Below are 26863 nucleotides of genomic sequence, written 5' to 3'. Positions count from 1 at the left end.
GACGACCCGATGCTCCGCGACTGTAGTGCGACCGGTCCTCAGCCGACGTCCCGGTGCCGGAACCCCGCGAACCCCACGGCCACGAACAAGGTGGCCACGACGGTGAGCACGGCGAGCCCGAGCCACTGCGGCGGCGCCGCCGTCACCACGGGCACGTGCCGGAACGGACTGATTCCCAGAATCCAGTTCCACAAGCGGAACAGCGGGCCCAGGATCGTCAGCGCGAATGCCGCGACCACCCCGAGCCAGCCGAGCATCCGCCCCCGGGGCCGGGCGCCGATCACCGCGACCGCGAGCCCGACCAGCACCCACACCGCCGGGATCGTCACGAGCGCCTGCCGGATCAGATCTCCGGCCGCGATCCGTCCACCCCGCGCCGACGAGACGTACGCGAACAGCGTCGCCCCCACGAGCAGCGTCGCCGCGGGGGCGAGCAGCGCAATTCCCGCGTGCGACGCGAAGAACCGGGTCCGGGTCAGGGCCCCGGCCAGCACCGGTTCGACGCGCAGCGCCAGTTCCTCGGCGCGCAGCCGCATCATCACCTGGACCCCGAACACGGCGGCGACGATTCCCATCAGCTGCAGCATCGTCACCACGAAACCGAAGACGAGCGAGCCGCGTCCGCTCCCGAGCAGCGATCCGAGCGCCGGATTGTCGGCGAAGACCTCGGTGAACGTGGTGGACATGAAACCGAACACCACCCCGAGCGCCACGAACACCGTCGTCCATGCGGCGAGCGCGCCGCGGTGCAGACGCAGCGCCAGGCCCCACACGTTCGTTGCGGCGCCGCCTTCGGCGGGCCCCGGCGACGGCGCGATCACACCGACCCCGAAATCGCGCCGGGCCTGCAGGACGAAAGCGATCAGCAGCAGTACCGCGGTCAGCGCCAGGCAGGCCGCCAGGGGTCGCCAGTCGTTTCCCGACGCGGGACGAACCTGCTGCACCCAGCCCAGCGGAGTCGTCCAGATCGCCCATCCGTCGGGGGCGACCACGTCGACGTAGGCGCGGACCAGCAGGCAGGCCCCGAGCACCCCGACCGCCAGGGTGTTGGCGGTGGGCGCGTAGGACCCCAGCTGGGCGGTGACCGCGGCGAGCGCACCGAACACCAGCCCGGACGCGGTGAACGTCGCGGCCAGCGTGACCGAGTCGGCGACACCGCCGCCGACGAGGATCGTCGCGCCCGCGCAGACGACACCGAGCACGACGGAGGCCAGCGACGACCACGCGACGGCCGTCGCCAGCCGGGCCTGGCGCCCGACGACGCCCGAGGCGACGAGTTCGGCCTGACCCGAATCCTCGTGGGCGCGGCTGTTGCGGGTGACGGCCAGGATGGCCATCAGGGCCGTGAAGAACGCGCCGAGCGCCCCGGCCCGCCACGCGTTGAATCCGTCCGCGTACGTCAGGTCGCGCGCCGGGCCGAACACGACCCGCAGCGCCGGGTTCGTGCCGAGGGTGGCATCGAGGGTGCGGCGGCTCGCCGCATCCGGGAACACCCAGCCGTAGGCGAGGACCGACGACACCGACAGCGCCGTGACGAGCACGATCCACGGCGCGACGCTGCCGCGGTCCTGCTCGACGGTGGCCCGCAGCAGCGGCCGCATCCCCGTCCACGAGGCCGTCACGTCGGGCCCTGCCCGTGCCGGTGATAGTGCCGCAGGAACAATTCCTCAAGGGACGGTGGCGAGACGGTGATGCTGCGGATGTCGTTGCGGCCCAGAGCCGCGAGCACCGGACCGGCGTGGCCGTGCTCGACCGCGCAGTGCACGCGCGGGCCGTCGATCCGCACGTCGTGGATCCCGGGCAGTGCGGTCAGTGCCGTCGGGTCGGCCACGGGTGCGGCGAGGACCGCGTCGATCGTCGAGCGCAGATCCGCACGCATGTCCTCGAGCGTGCCGGTCTCGACGACCCGGCCGTCACGGATGATGCTCATCCGGTCGGCGAGCGCCTCGACCTCGCTGAGCACGTGACTCGACAGCAGGACCGTCCGTCCGCGCTGCTTCTCCCGGGTGATCTCGTCGTGGAACACCGCGGACATGACCGGGTCGAGCCCCGAGGTCGGCTCGTCGAACAGCAGCAGTTCCACATCCGAGGCCAGTGCCGCGACGAGCGCCACCTTCTGCCGATTGCCCTTCGAATAGGTACGGCCGCGCCTGGTCGGGTCGAGCTCGAACCGGTCGAGCAGGTCCGCGCGGCGCCGCCGGTCGAGCCCGCCGCGCAACCGTCCGAGCAGATCGATCGCCTCCCCACCGGTCATCCCGGGCCACAGGCTCACATCGCCCGGCACGTAGGCGAGCCGCCGGTGCAGGCTCACCACGTCGCGCCAGGGGTCGCCGCCGAGCAGTTCGACGTGCCCGGCGTCCGGGCGGAGCAGACCCAGCAGAACCCGCAACGTGGTGGATTTGCCGGCCCCGTTGGGGCCGAGGAAACCGTGCACCTCGCCCGCGGCGACCTCCAGATCCAGGCCGTCGAGCGCAGTGAAGCGTCCGAATCGCTTGACCAGTCCGTCGATCCGGATCGCGGACGTCATAGGACGCACGCTACTCGTGGACGGCGGTGTGGGCGGGCGGTTCGGGTGGCGGCCCCGCACCCGGGCCGACGACGACGAACTGCCCCATCATGCCGCCGTCCTCGTGCCGGAGCAGGTGGCAGTGGTACATGTACGGCGCCGCGGGATCGGGGTGGCCGGTGAACCGCATCAGCAATCGGACGGTGCGCCCCGGTGCGATGTAGACGGTGTCCTTCGGTCCGGACAGGGCGGGATGGCCGTCGCCGAGGACGCGGAAGCTCGTGCCGTGGACGTGGAAGTTGTGGATCGCCCCGCTGCTGTTGCGGACCTCCCACACCTCCGTGGCGCCGGCGACGACGGTCTGGTCGATGCGGGACATGTCCATTGCGCGGCCGTCGATGGTGCCGGAGCCGGTGAGGTCCAGGTGCCGCGTGACGGTGGGGGTACCGGGATCCTCGTGGGTGACCGGTCCTTCCGGTGCGTGCGCGCTGGGCGCGAGCGTATGCGCGGCGCGCAGTTCGAGGATGTCGAACTCGTCGTCACCGCCGGAGAACCTGGTCTGCCAGAAGTCCGCACCCAGGTCCGGCGGGGTGCTGCGGAGCACGGTCGTCGCGCCTGCGGGCAGCGCGGCCACGATCTCGGCGCGCTCGCCTGGGGAGAGCTGGATTCGGCGCATCGGTGCCGGACGGGTGAGCGGGCCGCCGTCGGTGCCGACGAGCAGGAACGGCAGACCGGTATCGAAGGAGAAATTGTAGACGCGAGCGTTGGAGGCGTTGAGCAATCGCAGCCGGACCCGCTCGGTGGTGATGTCGAGGTAGGGCCGCGGGGTGCCGTTGACGACGATCTCGTCGCCGAGGAGACCGACGGCGGCGAACATCGCTTCGTCGGTGTCGAGTTGATCGCGGTCGAACCGCTTGTCCTGCACCACGAGTGGGATGTCGTCGATCCCGTACCGGTCGGGCAGGGTCGGACCGCCGGCCGGGTCGTCGAGCAGGAACAGCCCGGCGACCCCGCGGTAGACGTGGTCGGCGGTGGCGCCGTGCGGGTGCGGGTGGTACCACAGCGTCGCGGCCGGCTGGTCGATCGTCCACTGCGGGCTCCACGTCGCACCCGGAGATATCACCTGGTGCGGACCGCCGTCTGCGACGGCCGGCAGGTGCATGCCGTGCCAGTGCAGGGTGCTCGCCTCGCCGAGATCGTTGGTGACGTTCACCCGGACCTGTTCGCCGCGGCCGGCACGCAACGTCGGTCCGAGATACGCCCCGTTCACGCCCCAGGTCCGGGTGCCGGGACCGTGCCCGAGGTCCGTGGTGCCGCGCTGCATGGTCAGGTCGAACACGCGGACCCCGTCGGGTGCGATCTCGCTCGTCGCGAGCGGCGGGATGTGCAGCGCACGGTCGAAGGTGACCTGTCCGGTGGTGTCGACCACCGCCGAGTTCCACGCGTGCACGACGACGCCTGCCGCGATCGCAGTGACGACGACGACGACGCCCGCGGCGGCGGACAGTTGCAGCAGGATCCGCTTCACGAGATCGATAGTGCTGCGGTGGGCGGAGCGGCACATCCGGGCGCACACCCGAAATCGGGATGGGGGACAACCCCGAAATGGACCGGTGTGCGCGGGTGCTCCCAGCGGGCCGAACGGGAGGTTCCTGTGACGAGCGGGCAGTTGCCGGGCCCGCTGCTCGGCCGATACCGCGGGAACCGCCTTCTCGTCGCGAGTTCCTCCCGGTGGTTTCGGTCCGGTACGGCGATCCTCCCCGGCGACGCACGTCTGTACGAACGGCCCGTCTCGGAGGGTGGGGAACCAGTCAGCGCGCGGAGCGGATCGCCGGGATCCGATCGTGCCGATCGGCGCGGACGATGCTGGGGAGCAACAGCTCCCACATCTGGTCGAGGCGGGCCTCGAGGTCCGCGCGGCCCGCGAGAACCATCGACAGCAGGTACACCCCCGCAACGGAGGAGACGAGGAACCGGGCGTGTGCGTCCGGGTCCAGCCGGGCGCTCAGTTCCTCCTCGTCCGACGCGCGCCGGAACAGGCCTTCGAACACCGTGATCCAGCTCCGGTAGGCCTCGCGGTCGGCGCGCTCGTACTCGCCGGTCAGCCGCAGTCCGGCCTGGACGATCAGGTCTTCGGTGAACAACCGGCCGAGCGCATGGGTGAGCGCGACCAGCTGCTCGAGCGCGGGGACGTCGGTGTGCAGGACAGTGCCGATCGCGGCGCGGGTGCGCTGTTCCTGTTCGCTGATCAACGCTTGTACCAGGGCGTCCTTGGTGGGGAAGTGGAAGGTCAGCGCTCCCTTGGTCACTTCGGCCGAGGCCGCGGCCTCGGCGAGGGCCGTGCCGTGGACGCCGTTGTCGGCGAACAACCGGGCGGCGGCGAGAAGGATCTGCTGTCGGGTCCGGATCGCGCGCTGCTGGGCCGGGCGCCCGGCGGCGGAAGTCTCGGACGGGGGGTTCGCAGCGGCCGGAGTGGCTGCCGGTTCGACGGTCGGTGCACCGACGGAGTCCCGGGGCATGTCCACTCCTCGCTTCGTCGGCCGCCCTGCGTGACCGGGTGCGGACGGAGGTGTTCCGTTCGGGCCGGCCCCCCGAGCCTGCCCGAACGGAACCTCACCCTCCGCTCCCTGCGGAGCCACCAGAGGCCCGTCCGTGCCGCGGCACAAGGCACGTCCCGGAGGTCTGTCTCTGGTAGCGCTCGCAGCATACCACCGAAAAACCATTCGTCCGGTTTTGTAAGGCCACCGGTGCCGGTGGAGTTCTCGACGGGGTGCTTTCGTCGGTTCGGCCGCCCCGGCCGCGATTTCCGGCCCGGCTGTCACATTCGGTTCGTGGCCGGTGTCTCCATGCCGAGAACAGACGATCGGAGGAGGAATCATGACCAGCAGGATCCCGAAAGCGGAGCTGAGCGGCCTCTACGGCGTGCTCGTCGAGCGGACGGCCCGGAAGATGCTCGGCGACGTGCCCGAGGGGGTGGGGGTGATGTGGCACAACCGGAGGGTGCTGAACTTCGGATTCGCGGTCGCTCGCAGGATTCGGAAGTGGGACCGGTGTGACGAGAACCTGAAGTCGTTCGCCCACATGGCGGTGGCCGCACTGGTCGGATGCAGCTTCTGCCTGGACCTCGGCTACTTCGACGCCCACAACAAGGGGCTGGATCTGAGGAAGGCGCGTGAGGTGCCCCGGTGGCGTGAGTCGGATGTGTTCACGCCGCTGGAGCGCGACGTCATGGAGTACGCCGAGGCGATGACGCAGACGCCGCCGACGGTCACCGACGAATTGTCGGCCCGGCTGCTGGAGGCGCTCGGCCCGGCCGCGATGGTGGAGTTGACCGCCTACATCGCGCTGGTGAACTTCATGACCCGCTCCAACACGGCATTCGGCATCGAGTCGCAGGGGTTGTCCGCCGCCTGCAATCTCGAGCCGCTCGCCGTAGCGTCGAAGTCGTGACCGACGACCCGTTCGTCGCCCACCGCAATCTGCTCTTCACCGTCGCCTACGAGATGCTCGGCTCTGCCGCCGACGCCGAGGACGTCGTCCAGGAGACATGGCTGCGGTGGTCCGACGTGGACCGGACGCACGTGTGGGATGCGCGCGCCTACCTGGTCCGGATCGTCACGCGGCTGGCGCTCAACCGGCTGCGGGCATTGGCGCGGCAACGCGAGGAGTACATCGGGGAATGGCTACCCGAGCCGCTGCTCACGAGTCCCGACGTGGCCGAGGACGCCGAACTGGCCGAGAGCGTCTCGATCGCGATGCTCACCGTGCTGGAGACCCTCGGTCCGGTCGAGCGGGCGGTGTTCGTCCTGCGTGAGGTGTTCGATACGCCCTACGACGAGATCGCCGAGGTGGTGGGCAAGGCCCCGTCCGCGGTCCGGCAGATCGCCCACCGTGCCCGCCGGCACGTCGCGGCGTGGCGACCGCGGATGCGGGTGGCGCCGGCCGAGCGGCTGGCAGTCGTCGAGAAGTTCATGACGGCCCTCGCGACGGGCGATGTGCAGGGCCTGATGGAGGTGCTCGCCCCGGACGTGGTGGCCATCGCCGACGGCGGTGGGGTGGTGCCGGCGGCCCGCAAACCGATCGCCGGAGCCGAGAGGCTGGCGACGTTGCTGATCCGCCTCACCCGGGCCCCGGGCTTCGTGGCGGCCGGTGCCTGGCTCAACGGCATGCCGGGCGTGCGATTCGAGGTCGAGGGCGCAGCTGCTGCGGTGAGTCCGGTGGTCGAGGACGGCCGGATCACCCGCCTCTACGCGATCAACAACCCCCACAAGCTGGGGCGGCTGGAAAGTCCGGCGGAACTGCGGCGGTGACCGTCGCGCTCGGCGGATCGCACGAATCGAACATATGTACGATACGCGTAGACGGTCGAGCCGAAGGCGGTGCAGGGATGGGCTGGGGGAGTGGGCCGCCGACCTGGTCGGAGCTCGAACGCGTGTTGTCGGGCCGGCCCCGCCGCGACGTCGAATTCCCCGGTGACGGCAGCGACAGCCCGGCCTGGTCGCGCACCCGCGGAGAGTACGAACCGCGCGTCCGGCCGCCCGACGGGCCCGTCGTGCCCTACGCCGAACTGCACGCCCATTCGGCATTCAGCTTTCTCGACGGCGCTTCCGGCCCCGAGGAGTTCGTGGAGGAGGCGGTGCGCCTCGGTCTCGAAGCCGTTGCGCTCACCGACCACGACGGTCTCTACGGCGTCGTGCGCTTCGCCGAGGCCGCCCGCGAACTGGGGATGCGAACCGTGTTCGGCGCCGAACTCTCCCTCGCCGCCGGGTCTCCGGAGGAGACGCACCTCCTGGTCCTCGCGCGGGGGCAGGAGGGGTATCGGCGGTTGTCCCGCGAGATCGCCGCCGCGCATCTGACCGGTGGGGAGAAGGGCCGGCCGTGCTACGACTACGACGCGCTCACCGATGCGGCCGGTGGGCACTGGCAGATCCTCACCGGCTGCCGACGCGGGCACGTCCGCCGAGCCCTCGACGTGGGGGGCCCCGAGGCGGCCGAGGCGGCCCTGCGCGACCTCGTCGAGCGTTTCGGTGCCGATCGGGTCACGGTCGAGCTCACTCACCACGGTCTCCCCGAGGACGGCGAACGCAACGCGTTCCTCGCGGAACTCGCCGATCGCCAGGGTCTTCCGTGCATTGCGAGCACGGCGGCCCACTACGCCACGCCGCACCGCCGGCGACTGGCGACAGCGATGGCCGCCATCCACGACCGGCAGAGTCTCGACGAAGCCGCGGGCCGGCTCCTCCCGACCGGTGGTGCCCATCTGCGTTCCGGTGCCGAGATGGCGCAACTGTTCACCGCCCACCCCGGTGCCGTCCGCCGGGCCGCCGAACTCGCCCGAGACTGTGCGTTCGACTTGCGGCTCATCGCCCCGGATCTGCCCCCGTTCGATGTACCGGAGGGTCATACCGAACTCAGCCGGCTGCGCGAACTCGCGCTGCACGGGGCACGGCACCGCTACGGCACCCCCGAGGACGATCCGGCGGCCTACCGTCAGATCGAGCACGAACTCGACGTCATCGGCCGGCTGAACTTTCCCGGCTACTTCCTCGTGGTGCACGACATCGTCACCTTCTGCAAGGACAACGACATCCTCTGCCAGGGGAGAGGTTCGGCCGCCAACTCCGCCGTCTGCTACGCCATCGGCATCACCAACGTCGACCCGGTCCGCAACGAACTGCTCTTCGAACGCTTCCTGTCCCCGGAACGCGACGGACCTCCCGACATCGACATCGACATCGAATCCGATCGGCGGGAGGAGGCCATCCAGTACGTCTACGCCAAGTACGGGCGGACCCACGCCGCTCAGGTCGCCAACGTCGTCACCTACCGCGGCAAGTCCGCCGTCCGCGACATGGCGCGGGCTCTCGGCTACGCGCAGGGCCAGCAGGACGCCTGGAGCCGCCAGGTCACCCGGTGGCACGGTGTGGACCAGGAGACGGACACCGACATCCCGTCGCCCGTCCTCGAACTCGCCGCACAGGTCGAAGGACTGCCGCGCCATCTCGGCATCCATTCCGGCGGGATGGTGATCTGCGACCGTCCCGTCGCCGACGTGTGCCCGGTCGAATGGGCCCGGATGGCGGGCCGCACCGTGCTGCAGTGGGACAAGGACGACTGTGCCGCCGCGGGACTGGTCAAGTTCGACCTTCTGGGGCTGGGCATGCTGTCCGCACTGCACTACATGATCGACCTCGTCGCCGAGCACGAAGGGATCACGGTGGATCTCGCGTGTCTCGACCTCGCGGAGGACGGGGTGTACGAGATGCTGCGCCGCGCCGACGCCGTCGGGGTCTTCCAGGTCGAGTCCCGCGCGCAGATGGCCACCCTGCCGCGCTTGAAACCGCGCGTCTTCTACGACCTGGTGGTGGAGGTGGCGCTCATCCGGCCGGGTCCCATCCAGGGCGGGTCCGTGCACCCGTACATCCGGCGCCGCAACGGGCTCGAACCCGTCACCTACGACCATCCCTGCCTCGAGAAAGCCCTGAAACGCACCCTCGGGGTACCGCTGTTCCAGGAGCAGCTGATGCAGATGGCCGTCGACGCGGCCGGGTTCACGGCGGCCGAGGCCGACCGGTTGCGCCGGGCGATGGGGGCCAAGCGTTCGACCGCGAAGATGGAACGGCTGCGCGGCCGGCTCTACGACGGTATGCGCGAGCGGCACGGCATCACCGGCGACGTTGCCGACCGCATCTACGAGAAGCTCTATGCCTTCGCGAATTTCGGTTTCCCCGAAAGTCATTCGCAGAGTTTCGCGGCCCTGGTGTTCTATTCGGCGTGGTTCAAGCTGCATCATCCCGCGGCATTCTGTGCGGGCCTGCTGCGCGCGCAGCCGATGGGGTTCTACTCCCCACAGTCCCTCGTCGCCGACGCCCGCCGTCACGGTGTCGTGGTCCACGGGCCGGACGTGAACGTGAGCCTCGCCCATGCCACCACCGAGAACCGCGGCCGCGAGGTGCGCCTCGGCCTCGGCGCGGTCCGCCATCTCGGTGACGCGCTCGCCGAACGGATCGTCGCCGAGCGCACGGCGCACGGCCCCTACACGTCGTTCCCGGAACTGTCCCGGCGGGTCGAACCGAGCACCGCCCAGGCCGAGGCCCTCGCCACGGCGGGAGCCCTCGGGTGCTTCGGCATCACCCGCCGGGAGGCGCTGTGGGCGGCGAGCGCCGCGGCGGCGCAGCGGCCCGACCGGCTGCCCGGCGTCGGCGCTTCGACGCAGGCCCCCGCCTTGCCCGGCATGAGCGATGTCGAACTGGCCGCCGCGGACGTGTGGGCGACGGGGATCTCCCCGGACAGCTATCCCACCCAGTTCCTGCGCCCGCAGCTCGACGCGCTCGGTGTCGTGCCGGCAGCGCAGCTGCTGCAGGTCGCCGACGGGGCCCGGGTACTCGTGGGAGGCGCGGTCACGCACCGGCAGCGACCCGCGACCGCCGAGGGTGTGACCTTCCTCAACCTCGAGGACGAGACCGGGATGGTGAACGTGGTGTGCTCCGTGGGGCTGTGGGCGCGGTACCGCACGCTCGCGCACACCGCACCGGCGCTGCTGGTGCGCGGACGGGTGCGGAACGCGGAAGGGGCGGTGACGGTGGTCGCGGACCGGTTGCAGCGCATGGATCTGCGCATCATCGGAAAGTCCCGCGACTTCCGTTAGCATCCTGCGGCATGCGACGCCCCCTGGTGATCCTGCTCGCCCTGCTGTTCCTCGCCGGATGCGCCGGAGGCGGGGAAGGGCCGGGTGACGGGAGCGCGGCCGCACCGCCGCAGCCGTCCCTGTCCGACGGCACCCGCGAATCGGCACCCGCGGACGCGCAGCCCACCGCGCGCAAGGAGATCGTCACCGGCTACCTGGTTCTGCGTGCCGACGATCCGATCGCTGCCGGACGACAGGTGGTGACGCTCGTCGAGGCCGCGGGCGGGCGGGTGGACTCGGTCACCGAGCAGCCGGGCACCAGCAGTGTGCTGACCGTCCGGGTGCCGGCGGACCGGCTCACCGGGACGATCGAGGACATCCGCGGTCTCGGCGAGGTGACCAGCCTGACCACCACCCGCGAGGACGTCACGCTCCAGTACACCGATCTCGAGGCGCGGATCGCGGCCTTGCAGTCGTCCGTGGACCGGTTGCGCGCACTGATGGCCTCCGCCGCGAACACCGCCGACCTCATCGAGGCCGAGAACGCGCTGGCCCAGCGTCAGAGCGAACTCGACGGTCTCGTCGCCCAGCAGCGCTACCTCGCAGACCAGATCGAGCTGTCCACGCTGACCGTGGACATCTCGGCGGAGCGCCGTGCGGACCGGGACAGCTTCTGGGACGGAGTCCTCGCCGGATGGGACGCGCTGCGCTCGGCACTGGCCGGGTCGGTGGTCGCTCTGGGCGTCGCGTTACCGTGGGTGGGGTTTCTCGCCGTGTGCGCAGCCGTCGTCTACGTGATCGTCCGGCTCGTCGCGCGGCGGGGCAAACCGGAACCAGTCCCGAACCCGGAGAGGAACGACCAGGATGCGTGAGGTCGGCCTGGCCGCCCTGGACACCGCGCTCGCCGCCGGTGCCCCTGTCATCGACGTCCGTGAGCGCGACGAGTACCTGCAGGTGCGGGTGCCCGGAGTGACGCTCATTCCGCTCAGCGAGTTCGTCGCCCGCGCCGACGAGATTCCGGACGCGGAGACGGTCTACGTCATCTGTGCGGTCGGGGGACGCAGTTCGCAGGCCGCCAGCTATCTCACCGGCCGCGGCATCAACGCCGTGTCGGTGGCCGGCGGCACCGTCGCCTGGCAGCAGTCCGGTCGCGACATCGAAGTCGGGGTCTGACCGAACGCACTGAAGTGCGTCCTCACCGCGCCGTCAGACAGCGGCGGCGACGACGGCCACGGCACCGGCCACGATGACGGCGAGGGCGACGGCCAGCAGCGCGGAACCGGCCATCGCCACCGCCGCGAGCACACCCACGACCGTGAGGACGCCCGCGAGGACGATCCCGGCGTGCGGATCCTCGAGCAGTGCCGACGGGTTCTTCGGACGGTGGGGGAGGTGTGGTGCCGCCATGTCTGTTCTCCGACTCGTTCGTCCGACTGCCGGGCGGCGAGCGCGTCGCCGGGTGTCCCGGAGTGGTCCGGATACCGAGAATCCCCGGCGCCGGTGTCACACCCGACGCGGGAAAATCACGAAATGATAACGACGTATAACATTTCGATGCGGCGTCCGTTTCTCCTGCGACGAGAAGCGGGACGCCGACGTCCGGCCCGTCCCCGGGACCGGGCGGGCGGCCTAACGGGCCAGCGCCGGCAGCACCGCGCCGAGGACGTGCGGCATCCACGGCGCGAACACCTGTGGGGTCTGCTCGACGTCGCGCACGACCTCGGCGAGGGACTGGAACCGCACCTCGGCCACCTCGCTCGGAACGGGACGAGGAGCCGTGTGCACGCGTCCGACGACGACGTGGTCGAACTCGTGCTCCATGAGCGACGAGTCCGGATCGTGCGCGGAGTAGACGACCGAGGCCACTTCCCGCAGGTCCGACGGGCGCACACCCAGTTCGTCCCAGCTACGCCGGGCCGCAGCGTCGAGCACGCTCTCACCCGGGAGGGGATGCCCACAGCAACTGTTGGCCCAGAGGCCGGCGAAGTGGTACTTGTCCAGGCTCCTGCGTTGCAGCAGGACGTTGCCGTCGGCATCGAGGAGGAACGCCGAGAAGGCGCGATGCAGCGGTGCCGGAGGGCGGTGCGCTGCCACCTTCTCGGCGGTTCCCACTTCCCGACCGTCGCGGTCGACCAGCACGACAAGAGTCACGACGTCTCCACCTCCCCGTTCCACGTTCCCACAGTTGCGGCGTCTCCTCACGACGAGGCTCCGCGCGGCGTCGAAGGGGATTCGGGGCCGTCCCCGGCGCGGATGGGTCCGTTGCCCGGCCGGTTCAGACCGCCCCCGCGAAACCGTGCTGACGCCACGCCTCGTACGTGACCACCGCCGCCGCGTTCGACAGGTTCAACGAGCGCCGGCCCGGCAGCATCGGAATCCGCACCCGGGTCGTGACGTGGGGATCGGCGAGCACCTCGTCGGGCAGTCCCGTGGGTTCCGGCCCGAAGAGGAACACGTCGCCGGGCCGGTACTCGAGTGCGGCATACGACACGCTCGCATGCGCGGTGAACGCGTACACCCGCTCCGGCCGCAGCGCGGCCCACGCGGCCTCGAGGTCCTCGTGCACGCTCACCGACGCCAGATCGTGGTAGTCCAGGCCCGCGCGGCGCAGTTTCGGCTCGGAGAGATCGAATCCGAGCGGCCCCACCAGATGCAGCTCGCAGCCGGTCCCGGCGACCATGCGGATCGCATTGCCGGTGTTGGGTGGGATGCGCGGCTCGTAGAACATCACTCGGAACACCGATTCAGCTTGCCAGTTGCACCTCCGGCGGTGCCGCCGGGGACCGACCGCGCCCGGAGCGGACAGCCGCGCGGTGCCGGACGTGCGGCTGACCGGTGAGGCTGCGTCCGACGTTGCCGGGCGACCTGAGACAATGACGGTTGTGACTGCGACGATCCTGGACGGCAAAGCGACCCGCGACGAGATTTTCGAGGACCTGAAGGCCCGCGTGGCCGCGCTGAAGGCGAAGGGCATCATCCCCGGCCTGGGCACCGTGCTCGTCGGCGACGACCCGGGATCGGCAGCGTACGTGCGCGGCAAGCACAACGACTGCGCCAAGGTCGGGATCAACTCGATCCGCCGCGACCTGCCCGCCGACACGACGCAGGAGCAGCTCGACGCGGTGATCGACGAGCTGAACGCCGACCCCGGCTGCACCGGCTACATCGTGCAGTTGCCGCTGCCTGAGCACCTGGACGAGAACGCCGCGCTCGAGCGCATCGATCCCGACAAGGACGCCGACGGTCTGCACCCGATCAACCTCGGCCGCCTGGTCCTCGGCAAGGAGGCGGCCCTGCCGTGCACCCCGCGCGGCATCGTGCATCTGCTGCGCCGGTACGAGGTGCCGATCGCGGGCGCCCACGTGGTGGTGGTGGGCCGCGGCGTCACCGTCGGCCGGCCGATCGGGCTGCTGCTCACCCGCCGCAGCGAGAACGCGACGGTCACCCTCTGCCATACCGGCACGAAGGACCTCGCAGCGGAAGTACGGCGTGCGGACATCGTCGTCGCCGCTGCGGGTGTGCCGGGACTGATCACCGCGGACATGGTCAAGCCGGGTGCGGCGGTCCTGGACGTGGGTGTGAGCCGGACCCCGGAGGGCCTGCGCGGCGACGTGGCCGCCGACGTCGGCGAGGTTGCCGGGTTCCTGTCGCCCAATCCCGGTGGCGTCGGCCCCCTGACCCGTGCGTTCCTGCTGGCGAACGTGGTCGAGCGAGCCGAACAGCTCGCCGGCCGCTGAGCCCGTGGTGCACCTGGCCGGCGCGGAGCGCTGGTTGCGGCTGGCCCGGCGGAACCTGCCGTTGCTGGCGGTGACGGTCGTCATCGCCGCGGCGGTGATCCTCGTCCTGGCGGACCGGTGGCGTCGTGGCGCGTTCGTCTTCGGCAGCGCCACCCTGCTCGCCGGTCTGCTGCGCCTGTGGGTGCCCGAGGATCAGGTCGGTGTCCTCGCCGTGCGCAGCCGGGCCTTCGACGTGTCCGCGCTCCTCGTCGTGGGCGGACTCGTCATCGCCCTGGCGGTCTCGATCGATCCGCTCGGCACCGGATGAGCCGCCGGGCCGCGGCCCGGCGGCGCGCGGCCCTCAGCCTCGTGCGAGGGTGACGAGCTCGGTCAGGAGTTTGGCGACGGCGTCGGCCTCGGTGAGGAAACCGTCGTGACCGTCCCGGGACTCGAGGACGCGCAGCCCGTCGCAGCCCGGCAGGCCGTCGGCGATCTCCTGTTGCAGCCGCAGCGGATACAGGCGGTCGGAGTCCACGCCGGCGACGATCGTCGGCACCGGGGTGGATCCGAGTGCGGCGGCCACACCGCCCCGCCCGTGTCCGACGTCGTGCCGGTTCATCGCCTGGGTGAGCGCGACGTACGTACCGGGATCGAACCGCGCGACGAGCTTGTCGGCCTGGTGCTCCAGATAGCTCTGCACCGCGTATCGTCCGCCGTTCCAGGGGTTTTCGCTTCCCTGGGGGGAATTGGCGAAGCGGGTGTCGAGTTCGCCCTCGGTCCGGTAGGTCAGGTGTGCGATCCGCCGTGCGATGCCCAGCCCGGCCCGCGGCACCCGTCCCGTTCCGTAGTAGTCCCCGCCCTGCCAGTCCGGGTCGGCGGTGATGGCGGCGATCTGCGTGGTCTGGGTGCCGATCTGGTCGGCGGTGGCGCGGGCGCCGACGGCGAGGACGAGGGCCGCCTGCACCCGTTCCGGATACCCGATGATCCACTCGAGCGTCCGCATGCCGCCCATGGACCCTCCGGTGACGGCCGCCAACCTGTCGATGCCGAGCGCATCGGCGAGCGCGACCTCGGCGGCGACCTGGTCGCGCACCGTGATGCCGGGGAACCGGGAACCCCACGCCTTGCCGTCCGGAGCGGGCGAACCCGGTCCGGTGGTGCCGCGGCAGCCGCCCAGCACGTTCGTCGCCACGACGCACCACGTGTCGGTGTCGATCGGCGCGCCCGGACCGACCATCCCGGTCCACCAGCCGGGCGACGGGTGTTCGGGTCCGGCGGGCCCGGTCACGTGCGAGTCCCCCGTGAGGGCGTGTTCGACGAGGACGACGTTGTCGCGCGACGGCGACAGCCGGCCCCATCGTTGCACCGCCACGGTCACGTCGGGCAGGGTCGCGCCGGACTCGAGCGTCAGCGGCCCGATGTCGACCGTCCCGAGACGGCCGTCCTCCGGCGGCAGCTCCACGTGGCGCCGGTCGACGCGCGCCGTCAAGACGCGACCGCCTCGAGGCCGGTGGTGAGGTCGGTGAGGATGTCGTCGATGTTCTCGATGCCGACGGCGAGGCGGACCTGGCCGGGGGTGACGCCGGCGGCGAGTTGTTCGGCGGCGGTGAGTTGGGAGTGGGTGGTGGAGGCGGGGTGGATGACCAGCGAGCGTACGTCGCCGATGTTGGCGACGTGGCTGTGCAGGGTCAGCGCGTTGACGAACTGCTTGCCGGCGTCGATGCCGCCGGCGAGTTCGAAGGTGACGATGGCGCCGGCGCCGCGGGGGGCGAGGTGCCGGGCGCGGTCGTGCCAGGGCGAGGAGGGCAGGCCGGCGTAGGCGACGGCGGTGACCTCGGGGCGGCGGTCGAGGAATTCGGCGACGCGCTCGGCGTTGGCGACGTGGCGTTCCATGCGCAGGCTCAGGGTCTCGAGGCCCTGGGCGATGAGGAAGGCGTTGAACGGGGAGACCGCGGCACCGAGGTCGCGCAGCAGTTGCACGCGGGCCTTGAGGGCGTAGGCGGGGGCGCCGAGGTCGGCGTAGACCACGCCGTGGTAGCTGGGGTCGGGGGTGGTGAACTGGGGGTGGCGGGGGGCGCCGTCGGGGCCGGTGCCGGTCCAGTCGAAGGTGCCGCCGTCGACGAGGACCCCGGCGATGGCGGTGCCGTGGCCGCCGAGGTATTTGGTGGCCGAGTGCACGACGATGTCGGCGCCGTGTTCGAGGGGGCGGATCAGGTAGGGGGTGGCGACGGTGTTGTCGACGATCAGCGGCAGGTGGTGGGCGTGGGCGACGGCGGCGATGCCGGGGATGTCGAGCAGGTGGTTCTTGGGGTTGGCGATGGTTTCGCCGTAGAGGGCGCGGGTGGTGGGGCGGATCGCGGCGCGCCACTGGTCGAGGTCGTCGGGGTCGTCGACGAAGGTGACCTCGATGCCGAGGCGGGGCAGGGTGTAGTGCAGCAGGTTGTAGGTGCCGCCGTAGAGGTAGGGGCTGGCGACGATGTGGTCGCCGGCGGCGGCGAGGTTGAGGAGGGCGTAGGTTTCGGCGGCCTGGCCGGAGGCGAGGAGCAGGGCGGCGACGCCGCCTTCGAGGGCGGCGATGCGTTGTTCGACCGCGTCCTGGGTGGGGTTCATGATGCGGGTGTAGATGTTGCCGGGTTCGGTCAGGCCGAACAGGGCGGCGGCGTGGTCGGTGTTGTCGAAGGTGTAGCTGGTGGTCTGGTAGATCGGCAGGGCGCGGGCGCGGGTGTCGCCGCCGGCGGGCTGTCCCGCGTGGATCTGCTTGGTCTCGAAGCTCCAGCCGTCTTCGCGCCGGGTGTTCTCGCTGTCGGTCATGATGTCCTTACTGGCCGTGGTCGGGAGGTCGGGGCGGCTAGTGACGACAGCTCATGATCACAACCCTCATGACGAATACCTCCATCGGACCGGCTTGTCGTGCGGCGTGTCGCCGGACGACCGGGTCATCACCCGGAGCACCCCACCCTGGCCGGAGGGTTGCCGACCAGCAAGCCGGGGCTTCACGCTGGTACTCATGACCTGGCGCGAGTCTAGCGGCTCGAACAGACGCTTCGGTAGGCGACCCGTACCTGCCGGCGGAGGGCGCCTGAGCAGGCGAAAGTTACCCGCGGGTAGCCGGGGGTGCGCTTGGCGGGCCGGGGCAATAGCAGTACGCTCGTCTTGTTTGGACCGTGTTCCGTACGTGTGAGCACGCCATGAATGGTTCATTGAGCCGACCACGATCGCACCCACAAAGTGGGATCGACTTGGGACCAGGGACACTTCCTAGGAGGACGCGAAGCGCACATGTCCAAGATCAAGGTTGAGGGAACGGTCGTCGAACTCGACGGCGACGAGATGACCCGCATCATCTGGCAGTTCATCAAAGACAAGCTGATCCATCCTTACCTGGATGTGAATCTCGAGTACTACGACCTCGGCATCGAGCACCGCGATGCGACCGACGACCAGGTCACCGTGGATGCGGCCAACGCCATCAAGAAGCACGGCGTCGGCGTCAAGTGCGCCACCATCACTCCCGACGAGGCCCGGGTCGAGGAGTTCGGCCTGAAGAAGATGTGGCGTTCGCCCAACGGCACGATCCGTAACATCCTGGGCGGCACCATCTTCCGTGCCCCGATCATCATCTCGAACGTGCCCCGTCTGGTGCCGGGCTGGACCAAGCCGGTCATCGTCGGCCGTCACGCCTTCGGCGACCAGTACCGCGCCACCGACTTCAAGGTCGACCGCCCGGGCACCGTCACCATCACCTTCACGCCGGAGGACGGCTCCGAGCCGATCCAGCACGAGGTGTGCCAGATTCCCGAGGACGGCGGCGTCGTCATGGGGATGTACAACTACAAGAAGTCCATCCAGGACTTCGCGCGGGCCTCGCTGTCCTACGGCCTGCAGCAGAACTACCCGGTCTACCTCTCGACCAAGAACACGATCCTCAAGGCCTACGACGGCATGTTCAAGGACGAGTTCCAGCGGATCTACGAGGAGGAGTTCAAGGCGGAGTTCGACGCCGCCGGACTCACCTACGAGCACCGCCTCATCGACGACATGGTCGCTTCCTCGCTCAAGTGGGAAGGCGGTTACGTCTGGGCCTGCAAGAACTACGACGGCGACGTCCAGTCGGACACCGTCGCACAGGGCTACGGTTCGCTGGGCCTGATGACCTCCGTGCTCATGACCCCGGACGGAAAGACCGTCGAGGCCGAGGCTGCCCACGGAACCGTCACCCGGCACTTCCGGCAGCACCAGGCCGGCAAGCCGACGTCGACCAACCCGATCGCGTCGATCTTCGCCTGGACCCGTGGTCTCGAGCACCGCGGCAAGCTCGACAACACCCCCGAGGTGATCGAGTTCGCCCAGCAGCTCGAGGACGTCGTCATCAAGACCGTCGAAGCCGGCCAGATGACCAAGGACCTCGCCCTGCTCATCGGACCCGAGCAGGCCTGGCTGACCACCGAGGAGTTCCTCGCCGCGCTCGACGAGAACCTCCAGAAGGCTCGCGCCTGACGCACGGACCGCACACGACGGGACGCCCCTGCCGGGGGCGTCCCGTCGTCGTTGCGGGTCGGGTCCGTCCGCTACGGTGACCGGCGTGCCTCATGTCGTCTCCACCGTCAACGTCAACGGCGTCCGTGCCGCCGCCGGCAAGGGACTGCTCGCCTGGCTGGCCACCGAGCCCGCCGACATCGTGTGCCTGCAGGAGGTGCGCGCCACCGAGCAGCAGTTCCATGCGGCGATCGCGCCGGCCCTCGATGCCGGGTGGTACGTCGTGTCGGCCGAATCGGAGGCCAAGGGCCGTGCCGGGGTCGCGATCCTGTCGCGGCGCCCCGCCGACTCCTCCCGCGTCGGGTTCGACGAGGACGAGTTCGCGGCCTCCGGACGGTACGTCGAGGCGGACTTCGGCGATCTGACCGTCGGCAGTCTGTACCTGCCCACCGGGGAGGCCGACACCCCGAAGCAGGAAGAGAAGGAGCGGTTCATGGCGTCGTTCGCGGCGCACCTGAACCACCGGGCCGCCGAGGCGGAGGCCGCGGGCCGGCACATGGTGGTGTGCGGGGACTGGAACATCGCCCACACCGAGCGCGACATCAAGAACTGGAAGGGCAACGTGAAGAAGTCCGGGTTCCTGCCCGGCGAACGCGCCTGGCTCGATGCCCTCCTCGCCGACGGCCGCTGGGTCGACGTGGTGCGCGCCCTGCACCCCGACGTCGACGGCCCGTATTCCTGGTGGTCCTACCGCGGCAAGGCGTTCGACACCGACGCCGGCTGGCGGATCGACTACCACCTCGCGACGGCGGGGCTGGCCGCCCGGGCGAAGGAGGCCCGCGTCGAGCGCGCTGCCACCTATGCCGAGCGCTGGTCGGACCACGCCCCGGTCACCGTGCAGTTCCGCTGATCCGGGCGGACCCCGCGATCGGAGCCGACCTCCCGGGAGCGGCTCTTCCCGCACGTGAAAGTATCGACAACCATGGCGAGCACTGCAGAACAGAACACCACCACGCCGACCGCCCGGCCCCGGGTGCTGTCGGGTATCCAGCCGACCTCCGATTCGTTCCACCTCGGGAACTTCCTCGGCGCGCTGCAGCAGTGGGTTCCGTTGCAGGACGAGTTCGACGCCTACTACTTCATCCCCGATCTGCACGCGATCACCGTGCCGCAGGATCCGAAGGGGTTGCGCCGGCGCACTCTGCGGGCGGCCGCGCAGCTGCTCGCCGTCGGCATCGACCCGGACCGGTCGGTGCTGTTCGTCCAGAGCCAGGTACCCGAGCACGCCGAGCTGGCGTGGGTGCTGAGCTGTATCACCGGCTTCGGCGAGGCGGGCCGGATGACGCAGTTCAAGGACAAGTCCGCCAAGGAGGGCACCGAGCACGCCAGCGTCGGTCTGTTCACCTACCCGGTGCTGATGGCGGCGGACATCCTGCTGTACCGGCCGCAGCGGGTGCCGGTGGGGGAGGATCAGCGTCAGCACCTCGAGCTGACCCGGGATCTCGCCCAGCGGTTCAACACCAGGTTCGGCAAGACGTTCGTCGTTCCCGAGCCGCAGATCATCAAGGGCACCGCCAAGATCTACGACCTGCAGAACCCCACGGCGAAGATGAGCAAGTCCGCCGCGACCCCGGCCGGCCTGATCAACCTGCTCGACGATCCGAAGGTTTCGGCGAAGAAGATCAAGTCGGCGGTGACGGACAACGAGCGCGAGATCCGCTTCGACCCCGCGAACAAGCCCGGCGTGAGCAACCTGCTCACCATTCAGGCCGCCCTGTCCGGCCGGCCCGTCGACGAACTCGTGGCCGGCTACGCGGGCAAGGGATACGGCGACCTCAAGACCGACACCGCGGAGGTGCTCACCGAGTTCGTCACCCCGTTGCAGGCGAAGGTGGACGAGTACCTCGCCGACGAGGCGGAACTGCTGCGCATCCTGTCGACCGGCGCCGACCAGGCCCGCGAGGTGGCTTCCCGGACACTCGGCCAGGTCTATGACAAGGTGGGATTCCTGCCCCGCAAGTGAGCCGGGGCGTGCGCCGGACGCAGCACACGGGCGGCGGAACGCGGAAGGAGTTGCCCACCGATGGCCGACGATTCCACCGAACCGTCGAAACCGGGGTTTCTCGAGCGGCAGCGCGCGGCGCATCCGGCACTCGACCATCTGGTGCGGGCCGGCCTGCGATACCAGGAGCAGAAGGGCGACTACTACGCGGCAGGGATCACGTACTTCAGTGTGCTGTCCCTGATTCCCATCCTGATGCTGTCGTTCTCGATTGCCGGCTTCGTGCTCGCGGGCCGGCCCGAGACCCTCGAACAGCTGCAGACCGCGATCGCCCAGAACATCCCCGGTGAACTCGGCGCGACGGTACAGGGCCTGGTCGACTCCGCGATCGCCTCCCGCAGTGCCGTGGGCACCCTCGGTCTGCTCACCGCCGCATATGCAGGAATCGGCTGGATCACCAACCTGCGGGACGCGCTCACCGCGATGTGGGACCATCCGCACGGCAAGACGGGGTTCGTGCGCACCAAGGTCAACGACGTGCTGACCCTCCTCGGCCTCGGCCTCGCCATCGTGGCGTCGCTGGCCTTGTCGGCCGCGAGCAGCGGACCGGTCATGGACTTCTTCGTCGGTCTGCTGCGGCTCGAGAACGTGCCCGGCGTCGGCGTGGCACTGACGGTGGCGACGATCGCCATTTCCGTGTGCGCGACGTGGGTGCTGTTCACCTGGGTGATCGCCCGGCTGCCCCGGGAACCCGTCACCTTCCGCAGCGCGATGCGCGCCGGCCTGCTCGCCGCCGTGGCGTTCGAACTCTTCAAGCAGGTCGGTTCGATCTACCTCTCCCGGGTCACCAGCGGCCCCGCCGGAGTGGCCTTCGGCCCGATCCTCGGCGTACTGGTGTTCGCGAACCTGACCGCCCGGATGGTGTTGTTCGCCACGGCGTGGGCGGCATCGTCCAAGGAGAATCTGGTCATGGCTCACGTGCCGCCCCCGGAGCTGGCACGGATCACGCCGCGCGTGGAGGTGCACGAGGGGCCCGGGCTGCGTGGCGGTCTGGCGCTCGTCGGTGCCGGAGCGCTCGGCGGGGTCCTGCTCAGCGAGCGCTCGCGCGCCATTCGTCGAGCTGCGCGATCGCGGTTTCGGCGGTAGCGACCGCCTCGTCGCGGTCGACGCGGGCGAGGAGCAGCGTGCTCGTCGACAGCGACGTCAGTACCCGCACCCGCCGGGCGAGCGTCTCGTCGTCGGCGGCGGGATCGAGGGCGCGCAGCGCGTGCGCGAACGCGGTCGCCAGCTCGGTGCGGTAGGCGGTGACGACCGCGCGTTGCGTCTCGTCGTGCGCGGCGAGGCCGGCGGCGCTGTTGAGCAGCAGGCAGCCGCGGCGCGGCGAGTCGTCCGGGAGGGCCGCGACGGTGCGGGCCAGCGCCCGGAAGTAGCGTGCCGCCGCATCGGGGGCGGTCGGTTCGTCGGTGAGGACGCGCAGCCGGGGGCGGACGACACGGTCGAGGTAGTCGCGAACGGCCGCGTCGAACAACCCGCGCTTACTGGTGAAGGCGTTGTAGAGACTCGACCGGTTCAGGCCCGTCGCCCGCTCGAGCTCGGGGACGGAGGTGGCCTCGAAGCCCTTGTCCCAGAACAAATCCCGTGCCCGTTCCACGACGTCGGCGGTGTCGAACCCCGGTGGCCGTCCCATGCGTCCTTCCGATCTCCGTTGTGCAATGACCGGTCCAGTATATATTGGAAAGGTCAGTTCAATACTCCGGAGCCGCCGGGAACTGCCTCAGCGGCTCGAGACGTGAGGAAGGTTCACACCCGGTGACCTCTAGCACCCAGATCCAACTGGTCCGGCGCCCCGTCGGCTGGCCGTCGCACGACGACTTCCGCACCGTGACGGTCGACCTGCCCGACCTCGGTCCGAACCAGGTCCGCGTCGTCAACGAGTTCGTCTCGGTCGACCCCTACATGCGGGGACGGATGAACGACGTCAAGTCCTACATCCCGCCGTTCGCCCTGGGCGAGACCATGACCGGCGGCGCCGTCGGCCGCGTCGTGGAGTCGACGTCGCCGGCCCACCCCGTCGGCTCGGTCGTGCTGCACGATCTGGGCTGGCGCGACGTCGCGCAGGGCGACGCCAGGGCCTTCCGGGTGGTCGACGAGCTTCCGGGGGTTCCGATTTCCGCCTACCTCGGCATCCTCGGCCTGACAGGGCTGACCGCCTACGTGGGTCTGATGCACATCGCCCGCCTGCAGCCGGGTGACACCGTCTTCGTCTCCGGCGCCGCCGGAGCAGTGGGCACCGCCGCCGGACAGATCGCCCGGCTCGAGGGCGCGAGCCGGGTGCTCGGCTCCGCCGGCTCCGAGAGCAAGGTCGCGATGCTCACCGAGCGCTACGGCTACGACGACGCGTTCGACTACAAGTCGGCGCCCGTGCGGCGTCAGCTGCGCCGGGCCGCGCCCGACGGGATCGACGTGTACTTCGACAATGTCGGCGGCGACCATCTCGAGGCAGCCCTCGACGTCCTGCGCGACGGCGGCCGGGCCGCCCTGTGCGGCGCAATCGCCCTGTACAACAACACCGAACGCACGGCCGGGCCGGACAACATGGCCAACATCATCACCCGGGGGCTGACCCTGCAGGGCTTCACCCTCGGCCACTACACCCACGTCTTCCCCGAGTTCGCGGCGAAGATGGGGCCGTGGCTCGCGGCCGGCGACGTGGTGTTCGACGAGACGGTCGTCGACGGCATCGGCAACTCGGTGGACGCCTTCCTCGACCTCATGCGCGGGCGCAACGTCGGCAAGATGCTCGTCCGGACCGCCTGACGTCCGGAGCCGGAACGGCCGGCGTCGCGCAGCGGAAGAGTCGCTGTAGCACCGGGCGGGCCCACACCCCCGGCCGTAGAGTCGGGCGCATGAAAGCCCTCCAGTACACCGAGATCGGCTCCGAGCCGGTCGTCGTCGACGTCCCGACTCCGTCGCCCGGGCCGGGTGAGATCCTGCTGAAGGTCACCGCGGCCGGGTTGTGCCACTCGGACATCTTCGTGATGGACATGCCGGCGGGGCAGTACGCCTACGGTCTTCCCCTCACCCTCGGCCACGAGGGTGTCGGCACCGTCGCCGAACTCGGTGACGGCGTCACCGGATTCGAGACGGGGGACGCCGTCGCCGTGTACGGGCCGTGGGGTTGCGGTGCGTGCCACGCGTGCGCGCGTGGCCGCGAGAACTACTGCACCCGCGCCGCCGAACTGGGCCTCACCCCGCCCGGTCTCGGCTCGCCCGGGTCGATGGCCGAGTACATGATCGTCGACTCGGCGCGCCACCTCGTCCCGATCGGGGACCTCGACCCGGTCGCCGCGGTTCCGCTCACCGACGCCGGCCTGACGCCGTACCACGCGATCTCGCGGGTCCTGCCGCTGCTGGGACCCGGCTCGACGGCGGTCGTCATCGGGGTCGGCGGACTCGGGCACGTCGGCATCCAGATTCTGCGCGCAGTCAGCGCGGCCCGCGTGATCGCCGTCGATCTCGACGACGACCGCCTCGCACTCGCCCGTGAGGTCGGTGCCGACGCGGCGGTGAAGTCGGGCGCCGGTGCGGTGGACGCGGTCCGGGAACTGGCCGGCGGTGAGGGGGCGACGGCGGTGTTCGACTTCGTCGGCGCCCAGAGCACGATCGACATGGCCCAGGAGGTGGTCGCGGTCGACGGGCACATCTCGGTCGTCGGCATCCACACCGGCGCGCATGCCAAGGTCGGCTTCTTCATGATCCCGTTCGGGGCCTCCGTCGTGACCCCGTACTGGGGCACCCGGTCCGAGCTGATGGAGGTCGTGGAGCTGGCCCGCGCCGGCCGGCTGGACATCCACACCGAGACGTTCACCCTCGACGAGGGGCCCACGGCCTACCGGCGGCTGCGCGAGGGCAGCATCCGCGGTCGCGGCGTCGTCGTTCCGGGCTGATGCGACGACGAAGGCTCCGCACTCGGATCGAGTGCGGAGCCTTCGTCGGGTACGGGGATCAGCGAGCGAACAGCAGCGCGCGCTTGACCTCCTGGATCGCCTTCGTCACCTGGATGCCGCGGGGGCACGCATCGGTGCAGTTGAAGGTGGTGCGGCAGCGCCACACGCCCTCGACGTCGTTGAGGATGTCGAGACGCTCGGCGGCGCCCTCGTCACGGCTGTCGAAGATGAACCGGTGCGCGTTGACGATGGCGGCGGGGCCGAAGTAGCTGCCGTCGTTCCAGTACACCGGGCACGAGGTGGTGCAGCACGCGCAGAGGATGCACTTGGTGGTGTCGTCGAAGCGGGCCCGGTCGGCCTGCGACTGGATCCGCTCGCGGGTGGGCTCGTTGCCGGTGGCGATGAGGAACGGCTTCACGGCGCGGAACGCGTCGAAGAAGGGTTCCATGTCGACGACGAGGTCCTTCTCGACCGGCAGGCCGCGGATCGGCTCGACGGTGATGGTCACCGGCTTGCCGTCCTTGGGCAGCATGTCCTTCATCAGGATCTTGCAGGCCAGGCGGTTGACGCCGTTGATCCGCATCGCGTCGGAGCCGCACACGCCGTGCGCGCAGCTGCGGCGGAACGTGAGGGTGCCGTCGAGGTAGCCCTTCACGTAGAGCAGCAGGTTGAGCATGCGGTCCGACGGCAGCGCCGGAACCTGGAAGCTGTCCCAGTGCTGACCCTTGCCGTCCTCGGGGTTGAACCGCGCGATCTTGAGGGTGACCATCGTGGCGCCCTCGGGCACGGGTGGCAGGTTCGAGACGTCGGCTTCGTTCTTCTCGAGGGTTGTCATCAGTACTTCCGCTCCATCGGCTCGTAGCGGGTCTGCACCACCGGCTTGTAGTCCAGGCGGATGGGGGAGATCAGCTCCGTCCCCTCCTTGTAGGCCATGGTGTGCTTGAGGAACTTCTCGTCATCGCGCTTCGGGAAGTCCTCGCGGGCGTGACCGCCGCGCGATTCCTTCCGGTTGAGCGCACCGGCGACGGTGACCTCGGCCATCTCGAGCAGGAAGCCCAGCTCGACGGCCTCGAGCAGGTCGCTGTTGTAGCGCTTGCCCTTGTCCTGGACGGTGATGTGCTTGTACCGCTCCTTCAGCGCGTGGATGTCCTCGAGCGCCTTGGTGAGCGTCTCCTCGGTGCGGAACACCGAGGCGTTGTTGTCCATGGACTGCTGCAGCTCGCTGCGGATGTCCGCCACGCGCTCCTTGCCGCCCGCGCCCAGGATCCGCTCGAGCCACTCCACGACGTTGCGGGCCGGGTCCTCCGGCAGGTCCACGTGGTCGTGGGTGTTCGCGTACTCGGCGGCAGCGATGCCGGCGCGACGGCCGAACACGTTGATGTCGAGCAGCGAGTTGGTGCCGAGGCGGTTGGCGCCGTGGACGGAGACGCAGGCGCACTCGCCGGCGGCGTACAGGCCCGGGACCTCGTCCTCGTTGTTGCGCAGCACCTCACCGTTGATCTTGGTGGGGATGCCGCCCATCACGTAGTGGCAGGTCGGGTACACCGGCACGAGCTCGGTGACGGGGTCGACGCCGAGGTAGGTGCGGGCGAACTCGGTGATGTCCGGGAGCTTCTCCTCGAGGACGTCCTCACCGAGGTGGGTCACGTCGATGTAGACGTAGTCCTTGTTCGGTCCGGCGCCGCGGCCCTCGAGCACCTCGAGCACCATCGAGCGGGCGACGATGTCGCGGGGCGCGAGGTCCTTGATGGTGGGGGCGTAGCGCTCCATGAAGCGCTCGCCGTCGGCGTTGCGGAGGATGCCGCCCTCGCCGCGCACGGCCTCGGAGATCAGGATGCCCAGGCCCGCGAGTCCCGTCGGGTGGAACTGGTGGAACTCCATGTCCTCGAGCGGCAGGCCCTTGCGGAAGATGATGCCCATGCCGTCACCGGTGAGGGTGTGCGCGTTGGACGTCGTCTTGTACATCCGGCCCGAGCCGCCGGTGGCGAACACGATCGACTTCGCGTGGAAGATGTGGATCTCGCCGGTGGCGAGCTCGTAGGCGATGACGCCGGTGGCGACGGGACCCTCGGGGGTCTGCGTCAGCGCGATGTCGAGGGCGTAGAACTCGTTGAAGAACTCCACGTCGTGCTTGACGCAGTTCTGGTAGAGCGTCTGCAGGATCATGTGGCCGGTGCGGTCGGCCGCGTAGCAGGCGCGCCGTACCGGGGCCTTGCCGTGGTCACGGGTGTGGCCACCGAACCGCCGCTGGTCGATCTTGCCCTCGGGGGTGCGGTTGAACGGCAGACCCATCTTCTCGAGGTCGAGCACCGCGTCGATGGCCTCCTTGGCCATGATCTCCGCAGCGTCCTGGTCGACGAGGTAGTCGCCACCCTTGACGGTGTCGAAGGTGTGCCACTCCCAGTTGTCCTCCTCGACGTTCGCGAGGGCGGCGCACATGCCGCCCTGCGCGGCGCCGGTGTGGCTGCGGGTGGGGTAGAGCTTGGTCAGAACTGCGGTGCGGGCGCGGGGACCGGCCTCGATGGCCGCACGCATGCCGGCGCCGCCGGCACCGACGATGACCACGTCATAACGATGTTCCTGCATGAA

General features: G+C 70.1%; 25 protein-coding genes and 1 riboswitch. Of the genes, 13 read left to right on the top strand and 12 right to left on the bottom strand.

Annotated elements, in window-relative coordinates; all coding sequences use genetic code 11:
* Positions 1 to 38 precede the first annotated feature (38 nt).
* The 4 genes from ACM26Y_RS16905 to ACM26Y_RS16890 form a co-directional block, all read right to left on the bottom strand.
* Complete coding sequence (locus tag ACM26Y_RS16905; protein ID WP_416061423.1) at positions 39 to 1622, bottom strand: ABC transporter permease; 1584 nt, start codon at positions 1620 to 1622, stop codon at positions 39 to 41.
* Positions 1619 to 2527, bottom strand: coding sequence for an ATP-binding cassette domain-containing protein (locus ACM26Y_RS16900; RefSeq protein ID WP_416061422.1), 909 nt, complete (start codon positions 2525 to 2527; stop codon positions 1619 to 1621). Before ACM26Y_RS16900 ends, ACM26Y_RS16905 begins: the two co-directional genes overlap by 4 nt.
* A 10-nt stretch (positions 2528 to 2537) precedes the next feature.
* Positions 2538 to 4070, bottom strand: a complete 1533-nt coding sequence (locus ACM26Y_RS16895; RefSeq protein ID WP_416061421.1) for a multicopper oxidase family protein — start codon at positions 4068 to 4070, stop codon at positions 2538 to 2540.
* Between the two features lie 247 nt (positions 4071 to 4317).
* Positions 4318 to 5025: a ScbR family autoregulator-binding transcription factor gene (locus tag ACM26Y_RS16890; RefSeq protein ID WP_416061420.1), complete on the bottom strand. Its 708-nt coding sequence runs from the start codon at positions 5023 to 5025 to the stop codon at positions 4318 to 4320.
* Positions 5026 to 5383: 358 nt separating this feature from the next.
* On the opposite strand from ACM26Y_RS16890, the gene ACM26Y_RS16885 reads away from it, so the two are divergent.
* From ACM26Y_RS16885 to ACM26Y_RS16865, 5 genes are all read left to right on the top strand, one after another.
* Positions 5384 to 5956 (top strand): carboxymuconolactone decarboxylase family protein, encoded by a 573-nt coding sequence (locus ACM26Y_RS16885; protein WP_416061419.1) that lies wholly within the window; start codon positions 5384 to 5386, stop codon positions 5954 to 5956.
* Positions 5953 to 6816 carry an RNA polymerase sigma-70 factor gene (locus ACM26Y_RS16880; protein ID WP_416061418.1) on the top strand — a complete coding sequence of 288 codons (864 nt, stop codon included), beginning with the start codon at positions 5953 to 5955 and terminating at the stop codon, positions 6814 to 6816. Before ACM26Y_RS16885 ends, ACM26Y_RS16880 begins: the two co-directional genes overlap by 4 nt.
* Positions 6817 to 6893: 77 nt before the next feature.
* On the top strand, positions 6894 to 10154 hold the full coding sequence (locus ACM26Y_RS16875; RefSeq protein ID WP_416061417.1) for an error-prone DNA polymerase: 3261 nt from the start codon (positions 6894 to 6896) through the stop codon (positions 10152 to 10154).
* Between the two features lie 11 nt (positions 10155 to 10165).
* Positions 10166 to 11005, top strand: coding sequence for a DUF4349 domain-containing protein (locus tag ACM26Y_RS16870; protein WP_003937997.1), 840 nt, complete (start codon positions 10166 to 10168; stop codon positions 11003 to 11005).
* Positions 10998 to 11306 (top strand): rhodanese-like domain-containing protein, encoded by a 309-nt coding sequence (locus ACM26Y_RS16865; RefSeq protein ID WP_003937996.1) that lies wholly within the window; start codon positions 10998 to 11000, stop codon positions 11304 to 11306. The genes ACM26Y_RS16870 and ACM26Y_RS16865 overlap by 8 nt, the downstream gene beginning before the upstream one ends.
* Positions 11307 to 11339: 33 nt before the next feature.
* Here ACM26Y_RS16865 and ACM26Y_RS16860 read toward each other — a convergent pair whose 3' ends face one another.
* The 3 genes from ACM26Y_RS16860 to ACM26Y_RS16850 all read right to left on the bottom strand — a co-directional run bounded on the left by ACM26Y_RS16860 (position 11340) and on the right by ACM26Y_RS16850 (position 12873).
* Positions 11340 to 11540: a hypothetical protein gene (locus ACM26Y_RS16860; RefSeq protein ID WP_003937995.1), complete on the bottom strand. Its 201-nt coding sequence runs from the start codon at positions 11538 to 11540 to the stop codon at positions 11340 to 11342.
* 222 nt (positions 11541 to 11762) lie between these two features.
* Complete coding sequence (gene idi / locus ACM26Y_RS16855) at positions 11763 to 12284, bottom strand: isopentenyl-diphosphate Delta-isomerase (RefSeq protein ID WP_235157466.1); 522 nt, start codon at positions 12282 to 12284, stop codon at positions 11763 to 11765.
* Between the two features lie 124 nt (positions 12285 to 12408).
* Positions 12409 to 12873 carry a tRNA (cytidine(34)-2'-O)-methyltransferase gene (locus ACM26Y_RS16850; protein ID WP_003937993.1) on the bottom strand — a complete coding sequence of 155 codons (465 nt, stop codon included), beginning with the start codon at positions 12871 to 12873 and terminating at the stop codon, positions 12409 to 12411.
* Positions 12874 to 13015: 142 nt separating this feature from the next.
* Between ACM26Y_RS16850 and ACM26Y_RS16845 the strand changes: the two genes are divergently transcribed.
* Both ACM26Y_RS16845 and ACM26Y_RS16840 read left to right on the top strand, forming a co-directional pair.
* A complete protein-coding gene (locus ACM26Y_RS16845; RefSeq protein ID WP_416061416.1) occupies positions 13016 to 13870 on the top strand; it encodes a bifunctional methylenetetrahydrofolate dehydrogenase/methenyltetrahydrofolate cyclohydrolase in 855 nt (284 codons plus the stop codon).
* 4 nt (positions 13871 to 13874) lie between these two features.
* Positions 13875 to 14177, top strand: a complete 303-nt coding sequence (locus tag ACM26Y_RS16840) for a DUF3017 domain-containing protein (RefSeq protein WP_003937991.1) — start codon at positions 13875 to 13877, stop codon at positions 14175 to 14177.
* A gap of 33 nt (positions 14178 to 14210) precedes the next feature.
* On the opposite strand, the gene metX is transcribed toward ACM26Y_RS16840, so the two are convergent.
* Positions 14211 to 15338, bottom strand: coding sequence for a homoserine O-acetyltransferase MetX (gene metX / locus ACM26Y_RS16835; RefSeq protein ID WP_040783352.1), 1128 nt, complete (start codon positions 15336 to 15338; stop codon positions 14211 to 14213).
* A complete protein-coding gene (locus ACM26Y_RS16830) occupies positions 15335 to 16660 on the bottom strand; it encodes a bifunctional o-acetylhomoserine/o-acetylserine sulfhydrylase (protein WP_416061415.1) in 1326 nt (441 codons plus the stop codon). Before ACM26Y_RS16830 ends, metX begins: the two co-directional genes overlap by 4 nt.
* Positions 16661 to 16746: 86 nt before the next feature.
* A riboswitch (SAM riboswitch) is annotated at positions 16747 to 16862 on the bottom strand.
* Positions 16863 to 17128: 266 nt separating this feature from the next.
* Between ACM26Y_RS16830 and ACM26Y_RS16825 the strand changes: the two genes are divergently transcribed.
* The 4 genes from ACM26Y_RS16825 to yhjD all read left to right on the top strand — a co-directional run bounded on the left by ACM26Y_RS16825 (position 17129) and on the right by yhjD (position 21473).
* Positions 17129 to 18346, top strand: a complete 1218-nt coding sequence (locus tag ACM26Y_RS16825; RefSeq protein WP_003935745.1) for an NADP-dependent isocitrate dehydrogenase — start codon at positions 17129 to 17131, stop codon at positions 18344 to 18346.
* A gap of 85 nt (positions 18347 to 18431) precedes the next feature.
* On the top strand, positions 18432 to 19235 hold the full coding sequence (locus ACM26Y_RS16820) for an exodeoxyribonuclease III (protein ID WP_200863125.1): 804 nt from the start codon (positions 18432 to 18434) through the stop codon (positions 19233 to 19235).
* A gap of 72 nt (positions 19236 to 19307) precedes the next feature.
* Entirely contained in the window at positions 19308 to 20348 is a 1041-nt protein-coding gene (gene trpS / locus ACM26Y_RS16815) for a tryptophan--tRNA ligase (RefSeq protein WP_003935743.1), read from the top strand.
* A gap of 60 nt (positions 20349 to 20408) precedes the next feature.
* On the top strand, positions 20409 to 21473 hold the full coding sequence (gene yhjD, locus ACM26Y_RS16810; protein WP_416061414.1) for an inner membrane protein YhjD: 1065 nt from the start codon (positions 20409 to 20411) through the stop codon (positions 21471 to 21473).
* Here yhjD and ACM26Y_RS16805 read toward each other — a convergent pair.
* Complete coding sequence (locus tag ACM26Y_RS16805) at positions 21418 to 22014, bottom strand: TetR/AcrR family transcriptional regulator (RefSeq protein WP_003935740.1); 597 nt, start codon at positions 22012 to 22014, stop codon at positions 21418 to 21420. The genes yhjD and ACM26Y_RS16805 overlap by 56 nt on opposite strands.
* Positions 22015 to 22136: 122 nt before the next feature.
* Here ACM26Y_RS16805 and ACM26Y_RS16800 point away from each other — a divergent pair, with 122 nt between their 5' ends.
* Both ACM26Y_RS16800 and ACM26Y_RS16795 read left to right on the top strand, forming a co-directional pair.
* The gene (locus ACM26Y_RS16800) at positions 22137 to 23144 is read left to right on the top strand and encodes an NADP-dependent oxidoreductase (RefSeq protein ID WP_371383551.1); all 1008 of its coding nucleotides are present in this window, start codon (positions 22137 to 22139) and stop codon (positions 23142 to 23144) included.
* Positions 23145 to 23233: 89 nt separating this feature from the next.
* Positions 23234 to 24274 carry an NAD(P)-dependent alcohol dehydrogenase gene (locus ACM26Y_RS16795; protein WP_416061413.1) on the top strand — a complete coding sequence of 347 codons (1041 nt, stop codon included), beginning with the start codon at positions 23234 to 23236 and terminating at the stop codon, positions 24272 to 24274.
* Between the two features lie 58 nt (positions 24275 to 24332).
* Here ACM26Y_RS16795 and ACM26Y_RS16790 read toward each other — a convergent pair whose 3' ends face one another.
* Both ACM26Y_RS16790 and sdhA read right to left on the bottom strand, forming a co-directional pair.
* Positions 24333 to 25109: a succinate dehydrogenase iron-sulfur subunit gene (locus tag ACM26Y_RS16790; protein ID WP_003935736.1), complete on the bottom strand. Its 777-nt coding sequence runs from the start codon at positions 25107 to 25109 to the stop codon at positions 24333 to 24335.
* A complete protein-coding gene (sdhA, locus tag ACM26Y_RS16785; protein ID WP_289378740.1) occupies positions 25109 to 26860 on the bottom strand; it encodes a succinate dehydrogenase flavoprotein subunit in 1752 nt (583 codons plus the stop codon). Before sdhA ends, ACM26Y_RS16790 begins: the two co-directional genes overlap by 1 nt.
* Positions 26861 to 26863 lie beyond the last annotated feature (3 nt).

The organism is Rhodococcus indonesiensis (assembly GCF_047782815.1).
GTDB classification, from domain to species: Bacteria; Actinomycetota; Actinomycetes; order Mycobacteriales; family Mycobacteriaceae; genus Rhodococcus; species Rhodococcus indonesiensis.
This window is presented reverse-complemented; position numbering and strand designations above follow the sequence as displayed.

Bases quoted from the DNA above. Each gene is read 5' to 3' on its own strand.
- ACM26Y_RS16900 (WP_416061422.1), bottom strand. From the start codon at position 2,527: ATGACGTCCGCGATCCGGATCGACGGACTGGTCAAGCGATTCGGACGC.
- ACM26Y_RS16895 (WP_416061421.1), bottom strand. From the start codon at position 4,070: ATGTGCCGCTCCGCCCACCGCAGCACTATCGATCTCGTGAAGCGGATC.
- ACM26Y_RS16890 (WP_416061420.1), bottom strand. From the start codon at position 5,025: ATGCCCCGGGACTCCGTCGGTGCACCGACCGTCGAACCGGCAGCCACT.
- ACM26Y_RS16885 (WP_416061419.1), top strand. From the start codon at position 5,384: ATGACCAGCAGGATCCCGAAAGCGGAGCTGAGCGGCCTCTACGGCGTG.
- ACM26Y_RS16875 (WP_416061417.1), top strand. From the start codon at position 6,894: ATGGGCTGGGGGAGTGGGCCGCCGACCTGGTCGGAGCTCGAACGCGTG.
- ACM26Y_RS16870 (WP_003937997.1), top strand. From the start codon at position 10,166: ATGCGACGCCCCCTGGTGATCCTGCTCGCCCTGCTGTTCCTCGCCGGA.
- ACM26Y_RS16865 (WP_003937996.1), top strand. From the start codon at position 10,998: ATGCGTGAGGTCGGCCTGGCCGCCCTGGACACCGCGCTCGCCGCCGGT.
- ACM26Y_RS16860 (WP_003937995.1), bottom strand. From the start codon at position 11,540: ATGGCGGCACCACACCTCCCCCACCGTCCGAAGAACCCGTCGGCACTG.
- ACM26Y_RS16830 (WP_416061415.1), bottom strand. From the start codon at position 16,660: ATGACCGACAGCGAGAACACCCGGCGCGAAGACGGCTGGAGCTTCGAG.
- ACM26Y_RS16825 (WP_003935745.1), top strand. From the start codon at position 17,129: ATGTCCAAGATCAAGGTTGAGGGAACGGTCGTCGAACTCGACGGCGAC.
- trpS (WP_003935743.1), top strand. From the start codon at position 19,308: ATGGCGAGCACTGCAGAACAGAACACCACCACGCCGACCGCCCGGCCC.
- yhjD (WP_416061414.1), top strand. From the start codon at position 20,409: ATGGCCGACGATTCCACCGAACCGTCGAAACCGGGGTTTCTCGAGCGG.
- ACM26Y_RS16805 (WP_003935740.1), bottom strand. From the start codon at position 22,014: ATGGGACGGCCACCGGGGTTCGACACCGCCGACGTCGTGGAACGGGCA.
- ACM26Y_RS16795 (WP_416061413.1), top strand. From the start codon at position 23,234: ATGAAAGCCCTCCAGTACACCGAGATCGGCTCCGAGCCGGTCGTCGTC.
- ACM26Y_RS16790 (WP_003935736.1), bottom strand. From the start codon at position 25,109: ATGACAACCCTCGAGAAGAACGAAGCCGACGTCTCGAACCTGCCACCC.
- sdhA (WP_289378740.1), bottom strand. From the start codon at position 26,860: ATGCAGGAACATCGTTATGACGTGGTCATCGTCGGTGCCGGCGGCGCC.